Origin of the sequence: Actinospica sp. (assembly GCF_035552695.1) — a bacterium.
In the GTDB taxonomy this organism is placed as follows: Bacteria; Actinomycetota; Actinomycetes; order Streptomycetales; family Catenulisporaceae; genus Actinospica.
Genome location: NZ_DASZKT010000208.1, coordinates 1 through 17,336 on the forward strand (window position 1 = coordinate 1; position 17,336 = coordinate 17,336).

Below are 17,336 nucleotides of genomic sequence, written 5' to 3' on the forward strand. Positions count from 1 at the left end.
GGTACGTGACCTTCCCGGTCCGTTAGCCCTCCCCATCGGGCCAAGCCGTGAATCGCCCGTGACGGCGAACCGTCCGGCGATGGCCGCCCACAACGTTACTGACCCTGGCCACCTCGGCGCTTATTCGATGACCGAGGAGCAGGCGTTCGCGCTCACCGATCCGGACGGCGGGCTCTACATTCCCGGGGCGTTCGTGCTCGCGCTCGGCACACTGAAGGCCGAGCCACGGATCTCCGAGGCGTTTCGCACTGGTGACGGCCTGGGCTGGCCCGAGCATGACCAGGACGTCTTCATCGGCTGCGAGCAGTTCTTCCGCCCCGGCTACATCGCCAACCTGATCCCGTCCTGGATCCCGGCGCTGGAGGGCGTGCAGGGCAAGCTCCAAGCCGGCGCCAAGGTGGCCGACATCGGCTGCGGGCTCGGCGCGTCCACCGTCCTGCTGGCTCGGGAATTCCCGAACTCCCGGTTCAACGGTTCGGACTACCACGACGAGTCGATCGAGATCGCTCGCAAGCGGGCCGCGGACGCCGGGGTCGCCGACCGAATCACCTTCGAGACCGCCGCGGCCGCCGGCTTCTCCGGGACCGGCTACGACCTGGCCACCACGTTCGACTGCCTGCACGACATGGGCGACCCGCTCGCCGCCGCCGGACACATCCGCGAGGCGCTCAAGCCGGACGGCACGTAGCTTCTCGTCGAGCCGTTCGCGGGCGACGAGGTGGCCGACAACCTCAACCCGGTGGGGCGGATCTACTACAACGCATCGACTCAGCTATGCGTGCCGAACGCGCGGTCCCAGCCTGGCGGCTACGCGCTCGGCGCCCAGGCCGGGGAAGCCGCGATCCGGCAGGTGACCGCCGACGCCGGCTTCACCCGGTTCCGGCGCGCCGCCGAGACACCGTTCAACCTGGTCTACGAGGTACGCCCGTAGCACCGCGCGGCGCGGCACGGCGCCGCACCGAGGAGACCATGTTCATCAGGCTGTCCGACGGCGCGGACCCCGACCTGCTGGACGAGCTGCGCACGATGCCCTTCGGCACGGCACATATCGCGCACTGACGACAGGTTCGGGCTCCGCTGAATGTTCCAGGGCGAAGCTACGCCATCGGCGCTATGCCTTCGAAGCCACGCCCTCGAACCTACGAAATCGACGCTATGACACAGCCGACGGCGTGACTCCCGGGTTGAGGCCGATGATCGCGTCGATCAACGCGTATCCGGGGTAGTCCATCAGGACGACTCCGGTGCCGCCGGCCGAGCCCGAGGCCAGGTAGCTGAGCGCCTGCTGGTTCTCGCCGACGCCCCCGTTGTAGCCGCCCGCCATGCCCGCGGGACCGGCGCCGAAGGGGGCGCAGTTCGCCGACAGGTAGGTCGTGTACATGTTCGACGGGTCCGCCGCGGCGTGCTGGAGGTTCGTCTGCGCGAGACCCCACTTGCTCGCGAGATCGCACTGGGTCCAGTTGTTCTCGACGTACTGGCCCCAGTTCCCGGTGGTCAGCTGGGTCAGGCCGTATCCGGCGTAGACCTCGCCGACCGGTCCGGTGAAGTCCGTCAGCACGATGTGGCCGCGCACCTGGCCGAGCGAGGGCATGGCCGCCGTCGAGGAGCCGGTGACGGACGGGGCGTAGAAGAGGCCGGGGTAGCGCGCGACGTAGCTCTGGAAGATCGACTCGCGCATCGCCTCGGTCGCGTTCGACGGATCGTCCGCGCACTTTCCGGGAATGCTGAAGCCGATGCCGCCCTCGGTGGTGTCGCCGTCGCATTCCCCGTGCAGATCCATCAGGATCGACTCGCTCGGGTTGGCGGACAGGAACGCCTGCGCCTTGGTCAGCACGTCGTCGAAGTTCGCGTCTTCGTACACGTCGGTGTGGTGGATCGCGAAGGCGGTGCCGTTGTTGACGATCCGGACGCGGATGTCGATGGCGCGGATGCCGGCGTTCAGTTGCGCGGAGAGCGTCTGAGCACTGATTCCCTCGTCCTGCTGCGCCTCGTAGGCCGACGGCAGCAGGCCGCCCTCGATGGCCAGGGTGTCGTGCGTACCCGGGATCGAAAGGGCGGCCAGGCTGGTCGAGTCGGAGACCTGGCCCATCCAGGCCGGGTTGGCCGCCGTGGTCAGGCTGTTGAAGGCGGAGGTCGAGTTGGTCGGCCGCGCTGCCGCGGTGCCGGTGCAGGCGAGCACGACTGCGGCGGCCGCCAGCGGAACAATCAGGGTTCTGCGGAGCGTGGGCATGGGGAGGTCCTTTCCTCGGCCGTGGGCGGGTCGAGCGTGCCGCCGTGGGTTGCGCGGCTACGGCACTGAGGATTGGTGCGGACCACTCCCGGGTCAAGGATCCGGCGCGACATTTCGCTGGAACCACGACACGCGTTCACATCCGCGCTCAGGAGTTTCCCGTTTGTTAGGACACCCCATGACACCCCATCAGCCCTCGACGACGCGGAGCACGATCTTGCCGACCGTGCGGCCCGTTTCGCTGCGCCGGTGCGCATCCGCGGCGTCCTCGAGCGGGAAGACGGAGTCGAGTTCTACGCGCAGCTTGCCCTGCTCGACCAGGTCCACGATCGCGGTGAGCGCGAGGCGGTCCGGCTCGACGAGCGTGAAGCCGGTCGGGATGCCGCGCGCCTCGGCTTCCTTCATTGCCGCTTCTTCCACCGGGAGGATCGAGACGAGTACGCCGCCGTCCTTGAGCACCATGAGCGAACGGCTGCTGTACTCGCCCGCGATCGGGTCGAATACGACGTCGACCGGCTGGTCGCGCAGCACCTCGACAAAGTCGGCGACGTGGTAGTCGATCACTTCGTCCGCACCGAGGCCGCGGACGAAGTCGTGCTTGGCGGCGCTGGCCGTGCCGATGACGTACGCGCCGAGGCTCTTCGCGATCTGCACCGCGAGATGGCCCACGCCGCCTGCCGCCGCGTGGATCAGCACGCGCTGACCGGCCGTCAGCTTTCCGGTGTCGATAAGCCCCTGCCACGCGGTGAGCCCGGCCAGCGGAAGCCCGGCGGCCTCCTCGAAGCTCAGCGCGGCGGGCTTGGGCGCGAAGTGCCTGGCCGGGGCGACGACGTATTCGGCGTACGCGCCCGGGAAGTGCGGGAACAGCGGCATCCCGAGCACCTCGTCGCCCGGCCGGTTGAGGGTCACGCCGGGGCCGACCGCCTCGACCACTCCGGCCACGTCGTAGCCCAGAATCAGCGGGAAGGCCCCTTCTCCGCGCCCGCCGCCCGACCGAGACTTCCAGTCCGTCGGATTGATACCCGCCGCGTGCACACGCACGAGAATCTCCGTCGCGCCGGGTGTCGGGCGCTCGACTTCCGCCAGCTTGAGTACCTCGGGGCCGCCCTGTCGTTCCGCGATGATCGCGCGCATTGTCGTCACGTGGATCACTGTGCCGCCGCGTCGCACGGCTCGCCTAGTGGCTGGATAGACATGATGTGAAAGAATCAGGCCATGGCTTCCCCCCAGCGTCCGCACCGGGTGGCCGTCCTCGCGCTGCCCGGAGTCGTGCCCTTCGAACTCGCGATACCGGCACGCATCTTCGGCGGCGCCCGCGACACGCGTCATGACCGGCGGCCGTTGTACGAGGTCGTGACCTGCACTGTCGACGGCGCACCGGTGCGTACTGATGCGGACTTCAGCATCAGCGTGGACCACGACGCGTCCGTGCTCGCGACGGCGGACTCGGTGGTGATCCCGCCCTCACACGCGCTCGAGCGGATCGTGGACTCCGGCGGCATCCTGGCCGAGCCCGTGCTGCGCGCGCTCAAGGAGATCCGGCCGGGTACGCGGCTGATCGCGATCTGCACGGGAGCCTTCGTATTCGCCGCCGCGGGGCTGCTCGACGGGCGCCCGGCCGCGACGCACTGGAGCGAGGCAACGAAGCTGCAGGCCCTGTTCCCGAACGTCCAGGTGGACGCGGACGTGCTCTACATCGACGACGGCGACATGCTGACCTCGGCCGGCGTCGCCGCGGGAATCGACTTGTGCCTGCACGTGATCCGCCGCGACCACGGCAGCGCGGTCGCCAATTTCGCCGCCCGGGTCTGCGTCGTTCCGCCGCGTCGCGAAGGCGGCCAGTCGCAGTACGTGCAGCGACCCGTCCCGGCCGTGGACGAGGGCGGCACGGCGGCGACCCGCGCGTGGGCCGTCGAGCAGCTCGGCCGACCGCTCAGCCTCACCGAACTCGCCGCCCACGCCGGCACGAGCGTGCGCACCTTCACCCGCCGCTTTCGCGCCGAGACCGGCCTGAGCCCCGGCATCTGGCTCGCCGCGCAACGCCTGGACTACGCGCGCCACCTGCTCGAGGACTCCGATCTGTCGGTTGATCAGGTCGCCGAGCGCGCCGGCCTGGGTACGGGCGCGAACCTGCGCCAACAGTTGAAGATCGCGTCCGGCGTCTCGCCGACCGCGTACCGCCGCGCATTCCGTTCCATGGAGGGCTGACAATGGCCAGGTTGATCTACTCCGCCATCGCGTCGCTTGACGGGTATATCGAGGACGAGACCGGCTCTTTCGATTGGGCGGCGCCGGATGCCGAGGTGCTCGCATTCGTCAATGAACTCGAACGGCCCATCGGCACGTACCTTTATGGCCGCCGAATGTATGAAACGATGCGCTTCTGGGAGACCGCGGACGTCGACACCCTCGATCCCGGAAGCCGCGACTTCACGGGGATCTGGCGCCAGGCCGACAAGATCGTGTACTCGCGGACACTGCGGAAGCCTTCGACCGCACAAACGCAGATCGTGCGCGAGTTCGACGCAGCGGCAGTCCGGCAGCTCAAGGAGACGTCGGCCTACGACATCACCGTCGGCGGCGCGGAACTCGCAGGCCAGGCAATGGCCGCCGGGCTGGTCGACGAATGCCACCTGTTTCTCAATCCGGTCATCGTCGGCAACGGAAAAAGCGCGCTGCCGGACGAAGTTCAGGTGAAGCTCGAACTCTTAGACGAGCGCCGATTCCACGGCGGAGTGGTCTTTCTCCGCTACGCTGTCATGAATTGACTGGAACAGCGAATTGATTAGAACGGCGAACCGACTAGAACAGCGTCGCCGGACCGGCCGGAATGGGCTCCGGCAGCGATGCGAGTTCGGGCACGAGGGCACGCACCTGGTCGTGAAAGCGGCGGGCAAGGATCGGCGCGTCCACGTTGTCCGGCGTGTGGATGAAGACCGTCGGCGACCGGCCCTCGCGCAGCCAGCCCGCGACGACGTCGAGCCACGGTTGCCAGCCTTCGACCGTGAGCGCCTCGTCGTCACGGCCGATGTAGCGCACGACGGGGTTGGCGGTCAGCGCGTGCGCACGACGCGGCAGGCGCGGCTTCTTCATCCACGCCTCGCGCTCGGCGTCGGTCGTGGGCGGGCTCGCGAACATAGTCGTCGAGTCGAAGTTCACCCACTCCGCGCCCACGCCATTCAGCAACCTACTGAGATTCTGCTCCCACTGCCGCGTCTCGAAAAACGCACGATGCCGCACCTCAACCGCGTATCGATACGTGCGCGGCATCCGATGCAAGAACGCTGCCAACGCCCCCAAATCCGCAGGCGCGAACGAAGGCGGCAACTGCACCCACAGCGCGTGCGCACGCGTCCCCAGCGGCTCGATCACATTCAGGAACGCCCGCACCGGCTCCTCGACGTTCGCCAACCGCCGGTCGTGCGTGACAGTCCTCGGCAGCTTGAGAATGAACCGAAAGTCCGGGTCCGTCTGCTCGGCCCACGACCGGACCGTGTCCAACGTCGGCGTGGCATAGAACGTCGTGTTCCCCTCCACCGCGCTGCAGAACGAGGAGTACGCGCGCAACCGCTCTCGCTGCGGCAAGGGATGCGGCATGTGCCGCCCCTGCCACGCCGCATGCGACCACATCGCGCATCCGACGTGGAGTTTCACGTGGTGATCCGTTCCGCCGCGAGGCCGGCCCACGTCTCGACCTCATCGCTCGGGAAGTGCCGGATCGCCCAATCCGTCATCCGCAGGCTCATGTGCGCCCAAGCGGGTCGCAGCACGTCATCCGGCAACGCATCAAGCAGCGCGTCCAAGCGCTGGACGACGCTGCGGTCGGCCCCTGCCGGATGGATGCCGAAGCGGAGGGTGACGAGGTCGAATCCGGCATCTCCCCTGCCCGCGCCGTCCCAGTCGATCACTCCGGTCAGCCGACCGTCGCGACTCAGCATATTGCCGGGATGAAAGTCCTGGTGAACGACGTCGTCGCCCGGCATGCGCTCGTCGAACTCGTCACCGATCTCACGAATCCGCTGCTCCAACTCGGCCGTCCGCGCGCTGAATCGGCGCATCGGTTCGTGCAGGCAGTAGCCCGGACCGTCGTCGCGCAGATGAAGCGCGATGCGTGGCACGTCCGACCGCTCGGCCAGCGCGCCGACGTGCAGAGCGTGGACTGCGAGCGCTTCGTCGAAGTGGCGTTCGTCCATATGGGCGATCTTGTTGCCCGACAACAGTTCCTGCACCGTGACGACAGCCGTACCGACCTGGACGACGAGCTCCGTGGCGGGAGCCGGATAGCCGCGCGCACGCAGGGCCTCGATCGCCGCGAGAGGTCCGGCGCGCATGTCCTTCTCGTCGAAGTCGGGCCGCCACTTCAGCACGCCTTCGTGGCCATCCGGCCAGCGAACGCGCGCCGCCCCGACCTCCCCGCCGTCCAAGGCTCCTGATACGACGAGTTCGACGCCGGCCGCCTCCCGAACCGCCGCGAGCATCCGCGTCGAGTCGAGTCGCTGAACTCTGGGGAACGTCCCAGGCGCATTGTCCATGCCCACTCATCGACGATAGCCGGTCTGGACGAATACGACTGAATCGCGAAACGGGGCGGAACCGAGCGGGGCCGGCCGTCGTCGAAGTGCTATGAAGCGACAGCGACGTACGACTGATCCGCTGGCCCCGCTCCTGCCCGTGGTCCGGGTCGCCGCCGTCGGACTCGTGGCGGCGGGCGGGTCGCTCGTCGCGGTGCATGCTCTCGACGCCCCGGCGTCCGCACAGCTAGGCGCCACCGCGCCCACCAGTGCGGCGAAGCTCGTCGCGATTCCGCGGTACGCGGAACAGGCCAAGCGCACCACGAGTTCGGCCACCATCACCGGCCATGCAAAGATCGCCCGCGTCGCCGCAATCATCAATGCCCTGCCACCTGCGCCGACCGGAGCCTTCAGCTGCCCGGCCGACTTCGGCGGCGGACTCGAGCTCGACTTCGAATCCACCGGCGGCGCGGTCCTCGAACAGGTGTCGATGGACGCGAGCGGTTGCGGCGGCACTTCCGTCACCATCAACGGCGCGCGGCAGCCGGAACGGTCCAGCAGCCGGGACACGATCCAGCAGATTCAGGGCATCCTCGGCACGAATTGGCAGCTCCTGCCGACGCTGCCGGGCTAGCTCCTGCCGACGCTGCCGGGCTAAGGCCGCCGCCTGCCTGAGGACGCTGCCGCGCTAAGACGGCTCGCCTGCGGCTATCACGGCCCTCAGCTGCGCACGGAACAGATCCGCCGCGGTCTCCTCCAGCGGGCTGACGAACTGGCGTTCCGCCGCGTCGCTCGCCTGAAGCGCTTGCTTGAAGAGCTCATGGCCGCGCTCGGTGAACTCGACGACGTTGCGCCGCCGGTCCTCTTCGAACGGCCGGCGCACGACCACGGACTTGGCCTCGAGCGCGTCGATCAGCGCGACCATCGTCGTGCGATCCACGCCGAGCCGACGCGCCGCGTCCTGCTGTGAGGTCGGGCCCATGGCGTCGAGAACCACCAGTACGCCCAGCTCACGGCCGTTGAGACCGTACGGCTCCAGTGCGACCGAGGTCAGCTCCGTTAGCCGCTGCTGCGCGTGTTTGAGCAGGTAGCCGAGCCGATTGAGCTCGGCACGCGGCTGCTCCGGCGTTGGACCGACCTTGCTCACGACATCACTCGACATGAACCAAGGATAGGGTATACGCTGATCGTCAGCAGCACTGACAATCACCTTTGCTGATCGATATAGAGATAGGTGACGAACGATGATCCTTATCACCGGCGGCCTCGGCTTCATCGGCTCCCACACCGCGCGTGCCCTGGTGGAGCTCGGCGAGAGCTGCGTGCTCACGCAGCGCCGAGAGCCCGAGCCCAACGCCCTGCTCGCCGACGAGATCGGCAAGCGCGTCTTCCTCGAACAGGTGGACGTGACCGACGGCGAAGCGCTGATCGAGGTCTGCGAACGGCACCAGGTCACCGGCATCATTCATCTCGCCGGCGCATACTTCGGCGACCCGTACGAGGACGCGCGCTCCAACATCGGAATGTTCTTCACCGTCGTCAACGCGGCGAAGACTCTCGGCATACGCCGCGTGGGCATAGCCAGCACGATCGGCGTGTACGACGGCGGCGATGAGGGAGCGCTGCTCGAATCCATACACCTGCCGGTCAGCGCGACGCAGGGGATCGCGATGTCGAAGAAGATCAACGAGATCCTGATCTCCCAGCTCGCCCCGGCGACCGGTGTCGAGCTCTACGCGACCCGGATCGGCGCCATCTGGGGGCCACTCGGCCGACCGGCCGCGCCGTTCTTCCCGACCTCGCAGCTCATCCATGCCGCCGCGGCGGGACGCGAGTTGGATCTCAGCACCCTGCCCGGCGGTCGCCTGCCGCACGCCGACGACGGACTCGACCTGATGTACGTGCGCGAATGCGGTCGCGCGCTCGCCCTGCTCCAGCTTGCCGACCAGCTCGACCACCGCGTGTACAACGTCTCGTCGGGTCGGATCACGACGAACCGGGAGATCGTCGACGCGATCGCCACGGCACTTCCGGAGGCGCGTATCGAACTCCCCGACGGCCACGACCCGCAGAACACGCGCGCCCGCTCGTGGCTGGACACCGGCAGGCTACGGCAGGACACCGGCTACCAGCCGGAATATGACACCGAGCGGGCCGTCGCCGACTACCTCGACTGGCTGCGAGCAGGCAATGAACGCTAGTGCCGTATCAAGGAACGTTTGTCTGGCTGAGGTGGCTCGGCTGGGCGGGTTGGCGTTCGGAGCCTGATTTGCGGGACAGGTCCAGTGGCCGAGCGTGTAAGGGGGCGCGGGATCGACGATGACGAGGCCCGGTCCTGGGCTATCGCGGCTCGTCCCCCGATTCGCTCGCGCCCACGGTCGCCCGGCGGACCCGGGCGCCGAGGTACTCGATCGGGGCAGTGAGCGCGGCGGCGTAGGCGGCACCGGCGCAGATCTCTACGACGTCGCCGTGGCCGACCGAGCTGACCAGGCAGAGCCGCTCGGCCACGAAGCGGCCCCAGGCTCGCTGGTAGCTCACCGACTGCTCCGCGAGGGAGAAGGAATAGGGCGCGAGGACCTCGCCGGGGTCGAGCAGCCCCCAGCGGCCGCTGACAACGAACCACGGCACACCACTCGCCTCGGCCCGGGCCCGCCGGCGTGCGAACAGCGGGCTGACATACAGGTCGCGGGCCACGGCGGGCTCGCTCAGCTGGGCCCTTCCACCTCCGACGAGGATGACGGACACTGCGGTCGACGAAGCAGGCGAGGACGCGGCGAACGGTGTCGCGGATCCAACGCCGGAGCGCATTGACATGGCAGATAGGTACACGATCGCGGCGCAACGCGCCAGCCGGAGGGCGTGCGGGTGACAGCACAGAGCCAGAAGACATCCGCCTGCCAGACAGGGCGAACGTAGCCCGATACGGCACTAGCTCCGACACGAATGCCGACGCCGCTGCCCGGAGCGGCGCCGACGCTGGTCAGTGCGGATCAGCGCCGCTCCGCGGATCGGATCCGCTACAGAGATCGGATTCGGTCCAGGGCTCAGCGTCGCTCAAGGTAGCGCAGCACCGCGACGACCCGCCGATGCTCGTCCGCGCCCGGTTCCAGCCCGAGTTTGCTGAAGACGTTGCCGATGTGCTTCTCCACGGCACCGTCCGAGACGACGAGCGCGCGGCCGATCGCTGCGTTCGAGCGTCCCTCGGCCATCAGACCGAGCACCTCGTACTCCCGCGGCGTCAGGGAGGCGAGTGCCCGGTCGGCGTTGGCGTTCAACATCGCGGTGACGATCTCCGGGTCGAGCGCGGTGCCGCCCGCCGCGACCCGACTCAGCGCGTCCACGAACTCCGAGACATCGGCCACGCGATCCTTCAGCAGATAGCCGAAGCCGCTCGCGCCGTGCTCCAGCAGCCGCGCCGCGAACCTCGCCTCAACGTACTGCGAGAAGACCAGGACGCCGAGCTTCGGGTAGGCGGCGCGCAGTTCGAGCGCGGCGCGGATGCCCTCGTCGGTGAAGGTCGGCGGCATCCGGATGTCCATCACCACCGCGTCCGGGATGCCGTCCGAGATGCGATCCGAGCCACTGTCCGGCGCGCTCTCCCGCACCGCCGCGATCGCCGCCGCGGCGTCGGCGACCTGCGCGGACACCTCGTGCCCGCGCACCGCGAGCAGTTGCGCCAGACCGGCCCGCAGGATCGCCGAATCCTCCGCGATGACCACACGCATGCCGACTCCCCGTCTCCCCGATCACGCGTCGAACGGCAGGACCCCGGTGATGGTGGTCGGGCCGCCCAACGGACTGTCCACATCCAGTGTGCCGTCTACCGTGGCCAGCCGCCGCTGCACCCCGTCCAGACCGGTTCCGCCGCCGAGCACGGCGCCGCCGCGACCGTTGTCCGCGACCGAGAAGATGATCTGTTCTCCGTGCTTCCGCACCCGCACGCTGATCGCGCTCGCACCGCTGTGCTTCACCGCATTGGTCAGCACTTCAGCGATCGCGAAGTACGTGATGGTCTCGGTGGTCGTCGAGGAGCGCCCGGGCAGGTCGATACCCAGATTCACCCGGATCGGCGAGCGCGCACCCAGCGAGATCAGCGCCGACTCCAGGCCGTTGTCCAGGATCGGCGGGTGAATTCCGCGCGCCAGATCCCGCAGCTCCGTCAGCGTCTCCTTCGTCTGCTGATGCGCGCCCTCGATCAGGGTCCTCACACGCTCCGCGGCTGCCGGGTCGTCGCTGCCCAGATCCTCCTTGGCCTGCCCCAGATTCATCGCCAGCGCGACGAGCCTGGCTTGGGTGCCGTCGTGCAGATCACGCTCGATCCGGCGCAACTGCTCATTCGACGAGGCGACCGCGTCGCTGCGTGTCTGCTCGAGCTCACGCACCCGCTGCGAGGCCGAGGTGGGGCTTAGCAGCGCGCGGCCGAGCAGCCGGTCGACCGAGGTGGAGCCGTGCACGATCCACGGCGTCAGCCACAGCAACAAGACGCCGATCAACGCCGTGACCAGCACGCGCGGCCAAGTGTCCAGAAAGTAGCTGGAAGTGCTCGTGTCCCACAGCGACGCGGCCCGGTGCATCCGGCCGTCATGGCCCGGCTCCGCGGGAAGGAAGCGGTACCAGATCCAGTAGGTCGTCCCGCCCAGCGTGAGAGCCCAGAACACCACCGTGACCACGAACGTCGCGACCGCCAGCGGGAAGCGCACCATCTGGTAGGCGATGCCGCGCCAGCCGACGGGGTCGCCGAGCCGGGACAGCGCCCAGCCGAACAGTCCGCGCCGACCCGCCTTGAACCGGCGTGGCGCCTGGATCCGCCCGCCGAGCAGACCGTTGATCAACCCGCGGTCCAGCGCGCCGAGCCAGCGGCCGAGGACGACCGCGAACGCGAGCACGAAAATGCCGAGGAAGGTGATGAACGTGCCGACGCCGAACGCGATGAAGGTCACCGACAGGCTGAAACCGAGCACCGCGATCGGCAGCCCGACGAGGCCGTACAGCCACTCGGCATAGGTTCGGCGGCGGAACGGGGCGTTCAGGAAGGTGACGCGGCGGGCCGGAACCGGGGCGGGCGCCGGGCCCTCGCTCGGGCCCGGCTCACCCGGCACCGCGTCGACCGGGGAAGGATTCACGCTGGACATCTTCGACTCCGAGATAATCGGGACACGGCCTTGACGTCCTCGAGTCTGTCCGAGCGCCGACCCCGTCCCCAGCCGGTGACCTGCCCGCTCCCGGGTAGGGCCAGCCCTACCACCGCCCGACCACGGCCTTCGCGACTGCGACTGCGGCTGCGGCTGCGGCTGCGACCGGGAGCCGGCGTCCGCTACCGCCCGGCCAGGAATGCCAACAGGTCCTGCCGCGAGACGACCGTACGCGGCTTGCCCTCGACCAGCACCACGGCCGCGTCGGCCTTCTCGAGCACCGCCATCAGGGCACTGATCGGCTCGCCGGAACCGACCTGCGGCAGCGGCGCGCTCTTGTGCTCCTCCAAGGTGTCCTCGAGCTTCGCCTGCCCGGTGAACAGCGCGTCCAGGAGGTCGCGCTCGACCACCGAGCCGACGATCTCGGCCGCCATCACCGGCGGCTCCTCCTTGACCAGCGGCATCTGGCTTACGCCGTACTCGCGCAGCGTGTCGATGGCCAGCTTGACCGTCTCGTGCGGGTGCACGTGGACCAGGTCCGGCAGTTGCGGACCCTTGAGACCGAGCACGTCCAAGACCGTCGCCTCGTGCCCGGGCGGAGTGAGGAAGCCGTAGTCGGCCATCCAGTCGTCGTTGAAGATCTTCGACAGGTAGCCGCGGCCGGAGTCCGGGAGCAGCACCACCACGACGTCGTTCTCGGTCAGCCGCTCGGCGTACCGCAGCGCGGCGACGACGGCCATCCCGCAGGAGCCGCCGACCAGCAGGCCCTCCTCGCGCGCCAGCCGACGCGTCATCAGGAAGGCGTCCTTGTCGGAGACGGCGATCACCTCGTCGGCGACGTCGCGGTCGTAGCACTCCGGCCAGAAGTCCTCGCCGACACCCTCGATCAGGTACGGCCGTCCGGTGCCGCCGGAGTAGACCGAACCCTCGGGGTCGGCGCCGATCACCTTGACCGCGCCGCCGGAGACCTCCTTGAGGTAGCGCCCGGTGCCGCTGATCGTGCCGCCGGTCCCGACGCCCGCGACGAAGGCCGAGAGCCGGCCGTCGGTCTGCTCCCACAGCTCGGGGCCGGTGGAGTGGTAGTGCGAGAGCGGGTTGTTCGGGTTCGAGTACTGGTCCGGCTTCCAGGCGTCCGGGATCTCGCGGACCAGCCGGTCCGAGACGTTGTAATACGAGTCCGGATGTTCGGGCGCGACGGCGGTCGGGCAGACGACCACGTCCGCGCCGTAGGCCCGCAGCACGTTGATCTTGTCCTGGGAGACCTTGTCCGGGCATACGAACACGCACTTATACCCCTTGCGCTGGGCCACCATGGCCAGCCCGACCCCCGTGTTGCCGCTGGTGGGCTCCACGATCGTGCCGCCCGGACGCAGCTGCCCGGACTCCTCGGCCGCCTCGATCATCCGCAGCGCGATCCGGTCCTTCACCGAACCGCCCGGATTCAGGTACTCGACCTTCGCCAGGACGGTGGCCCGCAGGCCCCTCGTCACCGAATTGAGTTTCACCAGCGGGGTGTCACCGACGAGGTCGATCACCGATTCGACATAGCGCATGAGAGCAGCCTATCGGCGCTTCGCAGGCAATTCTCACCGTCCGCGGGCGCGAAACGGGTATCGTCCTGCTACTGGGGAGAGGAGCTGTGAAGATGAGCTTTTCACCGAGGAAGGCGGCCGCGGCCGCACTGATGAGCGGTGGCGGACTGACCGTGCTCGCGGGAGCGTCGGTCGGTCTTGTGATGGCCGAGGCCAAACTGGCTCGTCGGACGATCGGACCGGCGCTGAGCGTGCCACCGGCCGCGGACGGCCTGTACGGCGAACACCTCGCGAGGGACGGCGAGCGTCCGCTGCGTCTGGCGATGCTCGGCGATTCCACGGCGGCGGGCTACGGCGTGGAGCGGCCCGAGCAGACGCCCGGCGCGCTGCTGGCCGGATCGCTGGTCGCGCATACCGGGCGCCCGGTGCTGTTCCGCAGCGAGGCGCGGGTCGGCGCGTGCTCCGAAGAGCTGGCCGGACAGGTGGACAGGCTGCTCGAGGACGGACCGGAGCACGCCCCGCAACTCGCCGCCGTCATCATCGGTGCCAACGACGTGACCCACCGCATGCCGCCGCGGGAGGCCGCCCGGCAACTCGGCGAGGCGGTGTCCCGGCTGCGCGCCGTCGGCTGCGAAGTGGTGGTCGGCACGTGCCCTGACCTGGGCACGATCCGCCCGGTCCAGCTGCCGCTGCGCTGGCTGGCCCGGCGGTGGAGCCGGCAGCTCGCGCTGCTGCAGGGCCATGCCGTGACGGGCGCCGGAGGCAGCTCCGTACCTGTGGGCACGCTGCTCGGCCCGGAATTCGCGGCCCGCGCGGAACTGTTCGGCCCGGATCGTTTCCACCCCTCGGCCGAGGGTTACCAGACCGCGGTCTCCGCGCTGCTGCCCTCGCTCGCCTCCGCGGCCTGGCGGCTGACCCCGCACACGGCGATCGGGTTCGCCGCCCTTACCGGCGAGTAACATTTCCGGTAGCGTCGTTACGGACAGAGCAGTCACGCAGTCCGCAGCCAAGCGAGGAGTGTCCACCGATGCCCGAAGCCGTCATCGTCGCCGCCGCCCGTACCCCGATCGGGCGAGCGGGCAAGGGGTCGCTCAAGGACCTGCGACCCGACGACCTCGCCGTGGCTGCCGTGCGTGCCGCGCTCGCCCAGGTGCCCGACCTCGACCCGCGCGAGATCGACGACCTGATGCTCGGCTGCGGCCTGCCCGGCGGCGAGTCAGGGTTCAACATGGCCCGCGTCGTCGCCACCCTGCTCGGCTACGACTTCCTGCCGGGCACCACGCTCACCCGCTACTGCGCCTCGTCGCTGCAGACCACGCGAATGGCGCTGCACGCCATCAAGGCGGGCGAGGGTGACGTGTTCATCAGCGCGGGCGTCGAGTCGGTGTCCAGCTACGCTCGCGGCAGCTCCGACTCCTGGCCCAACACCACGAACCCGGTGTTCAACAACGCGCTCGCGCGCACGGCCAAGCGCTCCGAAGCCGGCGCCGAGACCTGGGCCGACCCGCGCGAAAGCGGCGAGGTCCCGGACATCTACATCGCGATGGGCCAGACGGCCGAGAACCTCGCCCAAATCAAGGGCGTGACCCGCCGCGACATGGACGAGTTCGGCGTGCGCTCGCAGAACCTCGCGGAGAAGGCGATCGCCGAGGGCTTCTGGTCGCGCGAGATCACGCCGGTCACGCTGCCCGACGGCACCGTCGTCGCCGCGGACGACGGCCCGCGCGCCGGCGTGACGCTCGAAGGCGTCGAGTCGCTCAAGCCGGTCTTCCGCCCCGACGGCCGGATCACCGCCGGCAACTGCTGCCCGCTCAACGACGGCGCGGCCGCGCTGGTCATCATGTCGGACACCAAGGCCCGCGAACTCGGCATCACGCCGCTGGCGCGGATCATCTCGACCGGCGTCACCGCCCTGTCCCCCGAGATCATGGGCCTCGGCCCGGTCGAGGCGAGCAAGCAGGCGCTGGGGCGCGCCGGCATGACGATCGACGACATCGACCTCGTCGAGATCAACGAGGCCTTCGCCGCGCAGGTGATCCCCTCGTACCGCGACCTCGGCATCGACCTCGACCGCCTGAACGTCAACGGCGGTGCCATCGCCGTCGGCCACCCCTTCGGCATGACCGGCGCGCGGATCACTACGACCCTGATCAACTCGCTGCGCACGCACGACAAGCAGTTCGGTCTCGAGACCATGTGCGTCGGCGGCGGCCAGGGCATGGCCCTGATCATCGAGCGCCTCAGCTGACCATCCCATCCAGCCGTCTCCGCCGGCCGGGGTTCCCTAGTCCCTGGATTCCCCTAGAGAACCCTGGCCAGCTGCTCCGCCGGCCGGGCTCCCTAGCCCCTAGATTCCCAGAGAACCCTGGCCAGTTCCCCCGCCGGCCGGGTTCCCTAGCCCCTAGATCCCTCTAGAGAACCCTGGCCAGCTCCTCCGCCGCGGCCAGCACACTCTCCAGCACAACCTCGATCCGCTCCCGTCCGCCCGCAACCCCGGCCATCCCCGGCGGCCCCCACACGACCACCGCGCCTTCCCCGATCCCGGCACGCGCGCACGCCGCCAGCAGGTCGTGCCCCGTCACCCCGATCTGATCCCCCACGATGAACGACCCCTCGTACGGCAGTTGCCGCCACGCAGGTGCCGCGTCCCGGCCCCGGTCCTCGACCCCCTGAGCCGCATAGGCCACCAGCCCCGCCAGTTGGTATCCCGCGGCCGCTCGCGATCGCCCGTTCGGTAGCCGCCGCAGCAACGTGGACTCGGGCATACTTCGAAAGCGCCCGGACAGGCGGGTCAACACCGCATCGAGCCGAGCGGAAACGGAAGCGACGCCAGCCAGGTCTTGCACTCGTCCAGCCTAATCCAGCCGCCCGCATCCGCACGCCGTTGTCCCCGAATTCACCGTCCCGCCCGCTGTCCGGCCCCAGTCCGCCCGGATTCGCCCGCCGCCGGGGGTTGCCTACGACGCGAAGCTCAGGCACAGTCAAGTCACGGGCCGGTCACGCCCCCGACAGCCGTCATTTCCCCATACCCGGTACTCCGGTTCACCCTTGGGAGACGCCCCTATGTCGATGCACCACTCCGATCAGACTCATCGCAACCTGCTCGCCCGCATCCCCCAGGTCACCGGTCGCGCGCTGACCGACTGGTTCCGCGAAGTAGATGCCGGCCCCGGCCTAGCCCGCTTCGAGGAGCGCGTCAACTGGCTGCGCTACGAGTTCGACCTCCCGCACAGCTACGCCTGCGCCATCGTGCACGAGCACGACCTGCGTCGCGCCGCCCGCGCCTTCGCCTAACCCCGCGCCGACCCGGTACGCTGTTCCCGGCGCCCCGCGTGCGCCCGGATGGTGGAACGGCAGACACAAGGAGCTTAAACCTCCCAGGCCGAAAGGCCGTACGGGTTCGAATCCCGTTCCGGGCACCCGGCCTGAACTGCGGTTTCTAGCTCAACTTGTGAACATATCCAAGATCCAGAGCTAGACTTAGTCTCAGTTCTAGTCTCAGTTGCGCTTGCTGAGGCCACGATTTTTTGTGTCCTCGTCGTGCCGGTCGTCCTCGTCGAGGTCCGAGCCGTCGTCGTCGGTGTCCCAGAGCGCGAGGCTCATGCGCGCTGCGGCCTCCTTCGCGAGCCGACTCGTGACGTGCGTGTACTTCTTGGTCATGGTCAGCGTGGAGTGCCCGAGCACTTCCTGAACAACCCGGATATCGACCCCCTGCTCCAACAAGAGCGTCGCTGCCGTGTGCCGCGCGTCGTGCAACCGCGCATCGCGAACTCCTGCGGCCTTACACAACCACTTCCAGTCGCCCCAGTCGTCATGTACTTCCAGCGGCTTCCCGAGCGAATTCGGGAAGCAAAGGTCGTTGTCCTCCCACAGCTCCCCCGCCACTTCGCGGAGCTTCTTCTGCTTGCGCCAATGCGCCTTAAGCTCGCGG

18 protein-coding genes, 1 tRNA gene and 1 pseudogene are annotated in these 17,336 nt (G+C 68.9%); 9 read left to right on the forward strand and 11 right to left on the reverse strand.

All coding sequences use genetic code 11. The features are described 5' to 3' along the window. Positions 1–115: 115 nt before the first annotated feature. A pseudogene (locus tag VG296_RS23890) lies at positions 116–931 on the forward strand (SAM-dependent methyltransferase); the annotation flags it as partial. A 222-nt stretch (positions 932–1,153) separates the two neighbouring features. On the opposite strand, the gene VG296_RS23900 reads toward VG296_RS23890, so the two are convergent. Both VG296_RS23900 and VG296_RS23905 read right to left on the reverse strand, forming a co-directional pair. Then, positions 1,154–2,230 carry a phosphatidylinositol-specific phospholipase C domain-containing protein gene (locus tag VG296_RS23900; RefSeq protein ID WP_325569308.1) on the reverse strand — a complete coding sequence of 359 codons (1,077 nt, stop codon included), beginning with the start codon at positions 2,228–2,230 and terminating at the stop codon, positions 1,154–1,156. Between the two features lie 189 nt (positions 2,231–2,419). Further along, positions 2,420–3,364 carry an NADP-dependent oxidoreductase gene (locus VG296_RS23905; RefSeq protein ID WP_325569344.1) on the reverse strand — a complete coding sequence of 315 codons (945 nt, stop codon included), beginning with the start codon at positions 3,362–3,364 and terminating at the stop codon, positions 2,420–2,422. A gap of 81 nt (positions 3,365–3,445) precedes the next feature. Here VG296_RS23905 and VG296_RS23910 point away from each other — a divergent pair, with 81 nt between their 5' ends. Further along, a complete protein-coding gene (locus VG296_RS23910) occupies positions 3,446–4,438 on the forward strand; it encodes a GlxA family transcriptional regulator (RefSeq protein ID WP_325569310.1) in 993 nt (330 codons plus the stop codon). A 2-nt stretch (positions 4,439–4,440) separates the two neighbouring features. Beyond that, positions 4,441–4,998 (forward strand): dihydrofolate reductase family protein, encoded by a 558-nt coding sequence (locus tag VG296_RS23915; RefSeq protein ID WP_325569312.1) that lies wholly within the window; start codon positions 4,441–4,443, stop codon positions 4,996–4,998. Between the two features lie 34 nt (positions 4,999–5,032). Here VG296_RS23915 and VG296_RS23920 read toward each other — a convergent pair whose 3' ends face one another. Both VG296_RS23920 and VG296_RS23925 read right to left on the reverse strand, forming a co-directional pair. Then, positions 5,033–5,884: a DUF72 domain-containing protein gene (locus VG296_RS23920; protein ID WP_325569314.1), complete on the reverse strand. Its 852-nt coding sequence runs from the start codon at positions 5,882–5,884 to the stop codon at positions 5,033–5,035. Continuing rightward, positions 5,881–6,708, reverse strand: coding sequence for an aminoglycoside phosphotransferase family protein (locus VG296_RS23925; RefSeq protein WP_325569316.1), 828 nt, complete (start codon positions 6,706–6,708; stop codon positions 5,881–5,883). The genes VG296_RS23920 and VG296_RS23925 overlap by 4 nt, the downstream gene beginning before the upstream one ends. Before the next feature lie 145 nt (positions 6,709–6,853). Here VG296_RS23925 and VG296_RS23930 point away from each other — a divergent pair, with 145 nt between their 5' ends. Then, positions 6,854–7,375, forward strand: a complete 522-nt coding sequence (locus VG296_RS23930; protein WP_325569320.1) for a hypothetical protein — start codon at positions 6,854–6,856, stop codon at positions 7,373–7,375. A gap of 54 nt (positions 7,376–7,429) precedes the next feature. On the opposite strand, the gene VG296_RS23935 is transcribed toward VG296_RS23930, so the two are convergent. Beyond that, the gene (locus VG296_RS23935) at positions 7,430–7,903 is read right to left on the reverse strand and encodes a MarR family transcriptional regulator (protein WP_325569322.1); all 474 of its coding nucleotides are present in this window, start codon (positions 7,901–7,903) and stop codon (positions 7,430–7,432) included. 82 nt (positions 7,904–7,985) lie between these two features. On the opposite strand from VG296_RS23935, the gene VG296_RS23940 reads away from it, so the two are divergent. Then, positions 7,986–8,942 (forward strand): NAD(P)-dependent oxidoreductase, encoded by a 957-nt coding sequence (locus tag VG296_RS23940; RefSeq protein ID WP_325569324.1) that lies wholly within the window; start codon positions 7,986–7,988, stop codon positions 8,940–8,942. Between the two features lie 139 nt (positions 8,943–9,081). Here the strand turns inward: VG296_RS23940 and VG296_RS23945 are convergent, their stop codons facing one another. From VG296_RS23945 to VG296_RS23960, 4 genes are all read right to left on the reverse strand, one after another. Then, positions 9,082–9,486, reverse strand: coding sequence for a DUF6884 domain-containing protein (locus VG296_RS23945; RefSeq protein WP_325569326.1), 405 nt, complete (start codon positions 9,484–9,486; stop codon positions 9,082–9,084). A 299-nt stretch (positions 9,487–9,785) separates the two neighbouring features. Beyond that, positions 9,786–10,466 carry a response regulator transcription factor gene (locus tag VG296_RS23950; protein WP_325569328.1) on the reverse strand — a complete coding sequence of 227 codons (681 nt, stop codon included), beginning with the start codon at positions 10,464–10,466 and terminating at the stop codon, positions 9,786–9,788. A gap of 21 nt (positions 10,467–10,487) precedes the next feature. Then, positions 10,488–11,864, reverse strand: coding sequence for a sensor histidine kinase (locus VG296_RS23955; RefSeq protein WP_325569330.1), 1,377 nt, complete (start codon positions 11,862–11,864; stop codon positions 10,488–10,490). Positions 11,865–12,055: 191 nt separating this feature from the next. Then, entirely contained in the window at positions 12,056–13,426 is a 1,371-nt protein-coding gene (locus VG296_RS23960) for a cystathionine beta-synthase (protein ID WP_325569332.1), read from the reverse strand. A 92-nt stretch (positions 13,427–13,518) separates the two neighbouring features. On the opposite strand from VG296_RS23960, the gene VG296_RS23965 reads away from it, so the two are divergent. Further along, positions 13,519–14,364, forward strand: a complete 846-nt coding sequence (locus VG296_RS23965) for an SGNH/GDSL hydrolase family protein (protein ID WP_325569334.1) — start codon at positions 13,519–13,521, stop codon at positions 14,362–14,364. 68 nt (positions 14,365–14,432) lie between these two features. Next, a complete protein-coding gene (locus VG296_RS23970) occupies positions 14,433–15,653 on the forward strand; it encodes an acetyl-CoA C-acetyltransferase (protein ID WP_325569336.1) in 1,221 nt (406 codons plus the stop codon). Positions 15,654–15,816: 163 nt separating this feature from the next. On the opposite strand, the gene VG296_RS23975 is transcribed toward VG296_RS23970, so the two are convergent. Then, on the reverse strand, positions 15,817–16,251 hold the full coding sequence (locus tag VG296_RS23975; RefSeq protein ID WP_325569338.1) for a hypothetical protein: 435 nt from the start codon (positions 16,249–16,251) through the stop codon (positions 15,817–15,819). 217 nt (positions 16,252–16,468) lie between these two features. Between VG296_RS23975 and VG296_RS23980 the strand changes: the two genes are divergently transcribed. Together VG296_RS23980 and VG296_RS23985 are read left to right on the forward strand one after the other, a co-directional pair. After that, positions 16,469–16,699, forward strand: coding sequence for a DUF4287 domain-containing protein (locus tag VG296_RS23980; RefSeq protein ID WP_325569340.1), 231 nt, complete (start codon positions 16,469–16,471; stop codon positions 16,697–16,699). Between the two features lie 42 nt (positions 16,700–16,741). Further along, positions 16,742–16,824, forward strand: a tRNA-Leu gene (locus VG296_RS23985). 79 nt (positions 16,825–16,903) lie between these two features. On the opposite strand, the gene VG296_RS23990 is transcribed toward VG296_RS23985, so the two are convergent. Continuing rightward, positions 16,904–17,336: tyrosine-type recombinase/integrase (locus VG296_RS23990; RefSeq protein WP_325569342.1), on the reverse strand; the 433-nt coding region annotated here is incomplete at its 5' end.

What these genes read in the sequence shown, in the direction of transcription:
- VG296_RS23900 (WP_325569308.1), bottom strand. Translation starts at nt 2,230, where the DNA reads ATGCCCACGCTCCGCAGAACCCTGATTGTTCCGCTGGCGGCCGCCGCA.
- VG296_RS23905 (WP_325569344.1), bottom strand. Translation starts at nt 3,364, where the DNA reads ATGCGCGCGATCATCGCGGAACGACAGGGCGGCCCCGAGGTACTCAAG.
- VG296_RS23910 (WP_325569310.1), top strand. Translation starts at nt 3,446, where the DNA reads ATGGCTTCCCCCCAGCGTCCGCACCGGGTGGCCGTCCTCGCGCTGCCC.
- VG296_RS23915 (WP_325569312.1), top strand. Translation starts at nt 4,441, where the DNA reads ATGGCCAGGTTGATCTACTCCGCCATCGCGTCGCTTGACGGGTATATC.
- VG296_RS23925 (WP_325569316.1), bottom strand. Translation starts at nt 6,708, where the DNA reads ATGCTCGCGGCGGTTCGGGAGGCGGCCGGCGTCGAACTCGTCGTATCA.
- VG296_RS23930 (WP_325569320.1), top strand. Translation starts at nt 6,854, where the DNA reads ATGAAGCGACAGCGACGTACGACTGATCCGCTGGCCCCGCTCCTGCCC.
- VG296_RS23935 (WP_325569322.1), bottom strand. Translation starts at nt 7,903, where the DNA reads ATGTCGAGTGATGTCGTGAGCAAGGTCGGTCCAACGCCGGAGCAGCCG.
- VG296_RS23940 (WP_325569324.1), top strand. Translation starts at nt 7,986, where the DNA reads ATGATCCTTATCACCGGCGGCCTCGGCTTCATCGGCTCCCACACCGCG.
- VG296_RS23950 (WP_325569328.1), bottom strand. Translation starts at nt 10,466, where the DNA reads ATGCGTGTGGTCATCGCGGAGGATTCGGCGATCCTGCGGGCCGGTCTG.
- VG296_RS23960 (WP_325569332.1), bottom strand. Translation starts at nt 13,426, where the DNA reads ATGCGCTATGTCGAATCGGTGATCGACCTCGTCGGTGACACCCCGCTG.
- VG296_RS23965 (WP_325569334.1), top strand. Translation starts at nt 13,519, where the DNA reads ATGAGCTTTTCACCGAGGAAGGCGGCCGCGGCCGCACTGATGAGCGGT.
- VG296_RS23970 (WP_325569336.1), top strand. Translation starts at nt 14,433, where the DNA reads ATGCCCGAAGCCGTCATCGTCGCCGCCGCCCGTACCCCGATCGGGCGA.
- VG296_RS23980 (WP_325569340.1), top strand. Translation starts at nt 16,469, where the DNA reads ATGTCGATGCACCACTCCGATCAGACTCATCGCAACCTGCTCGCCCGC.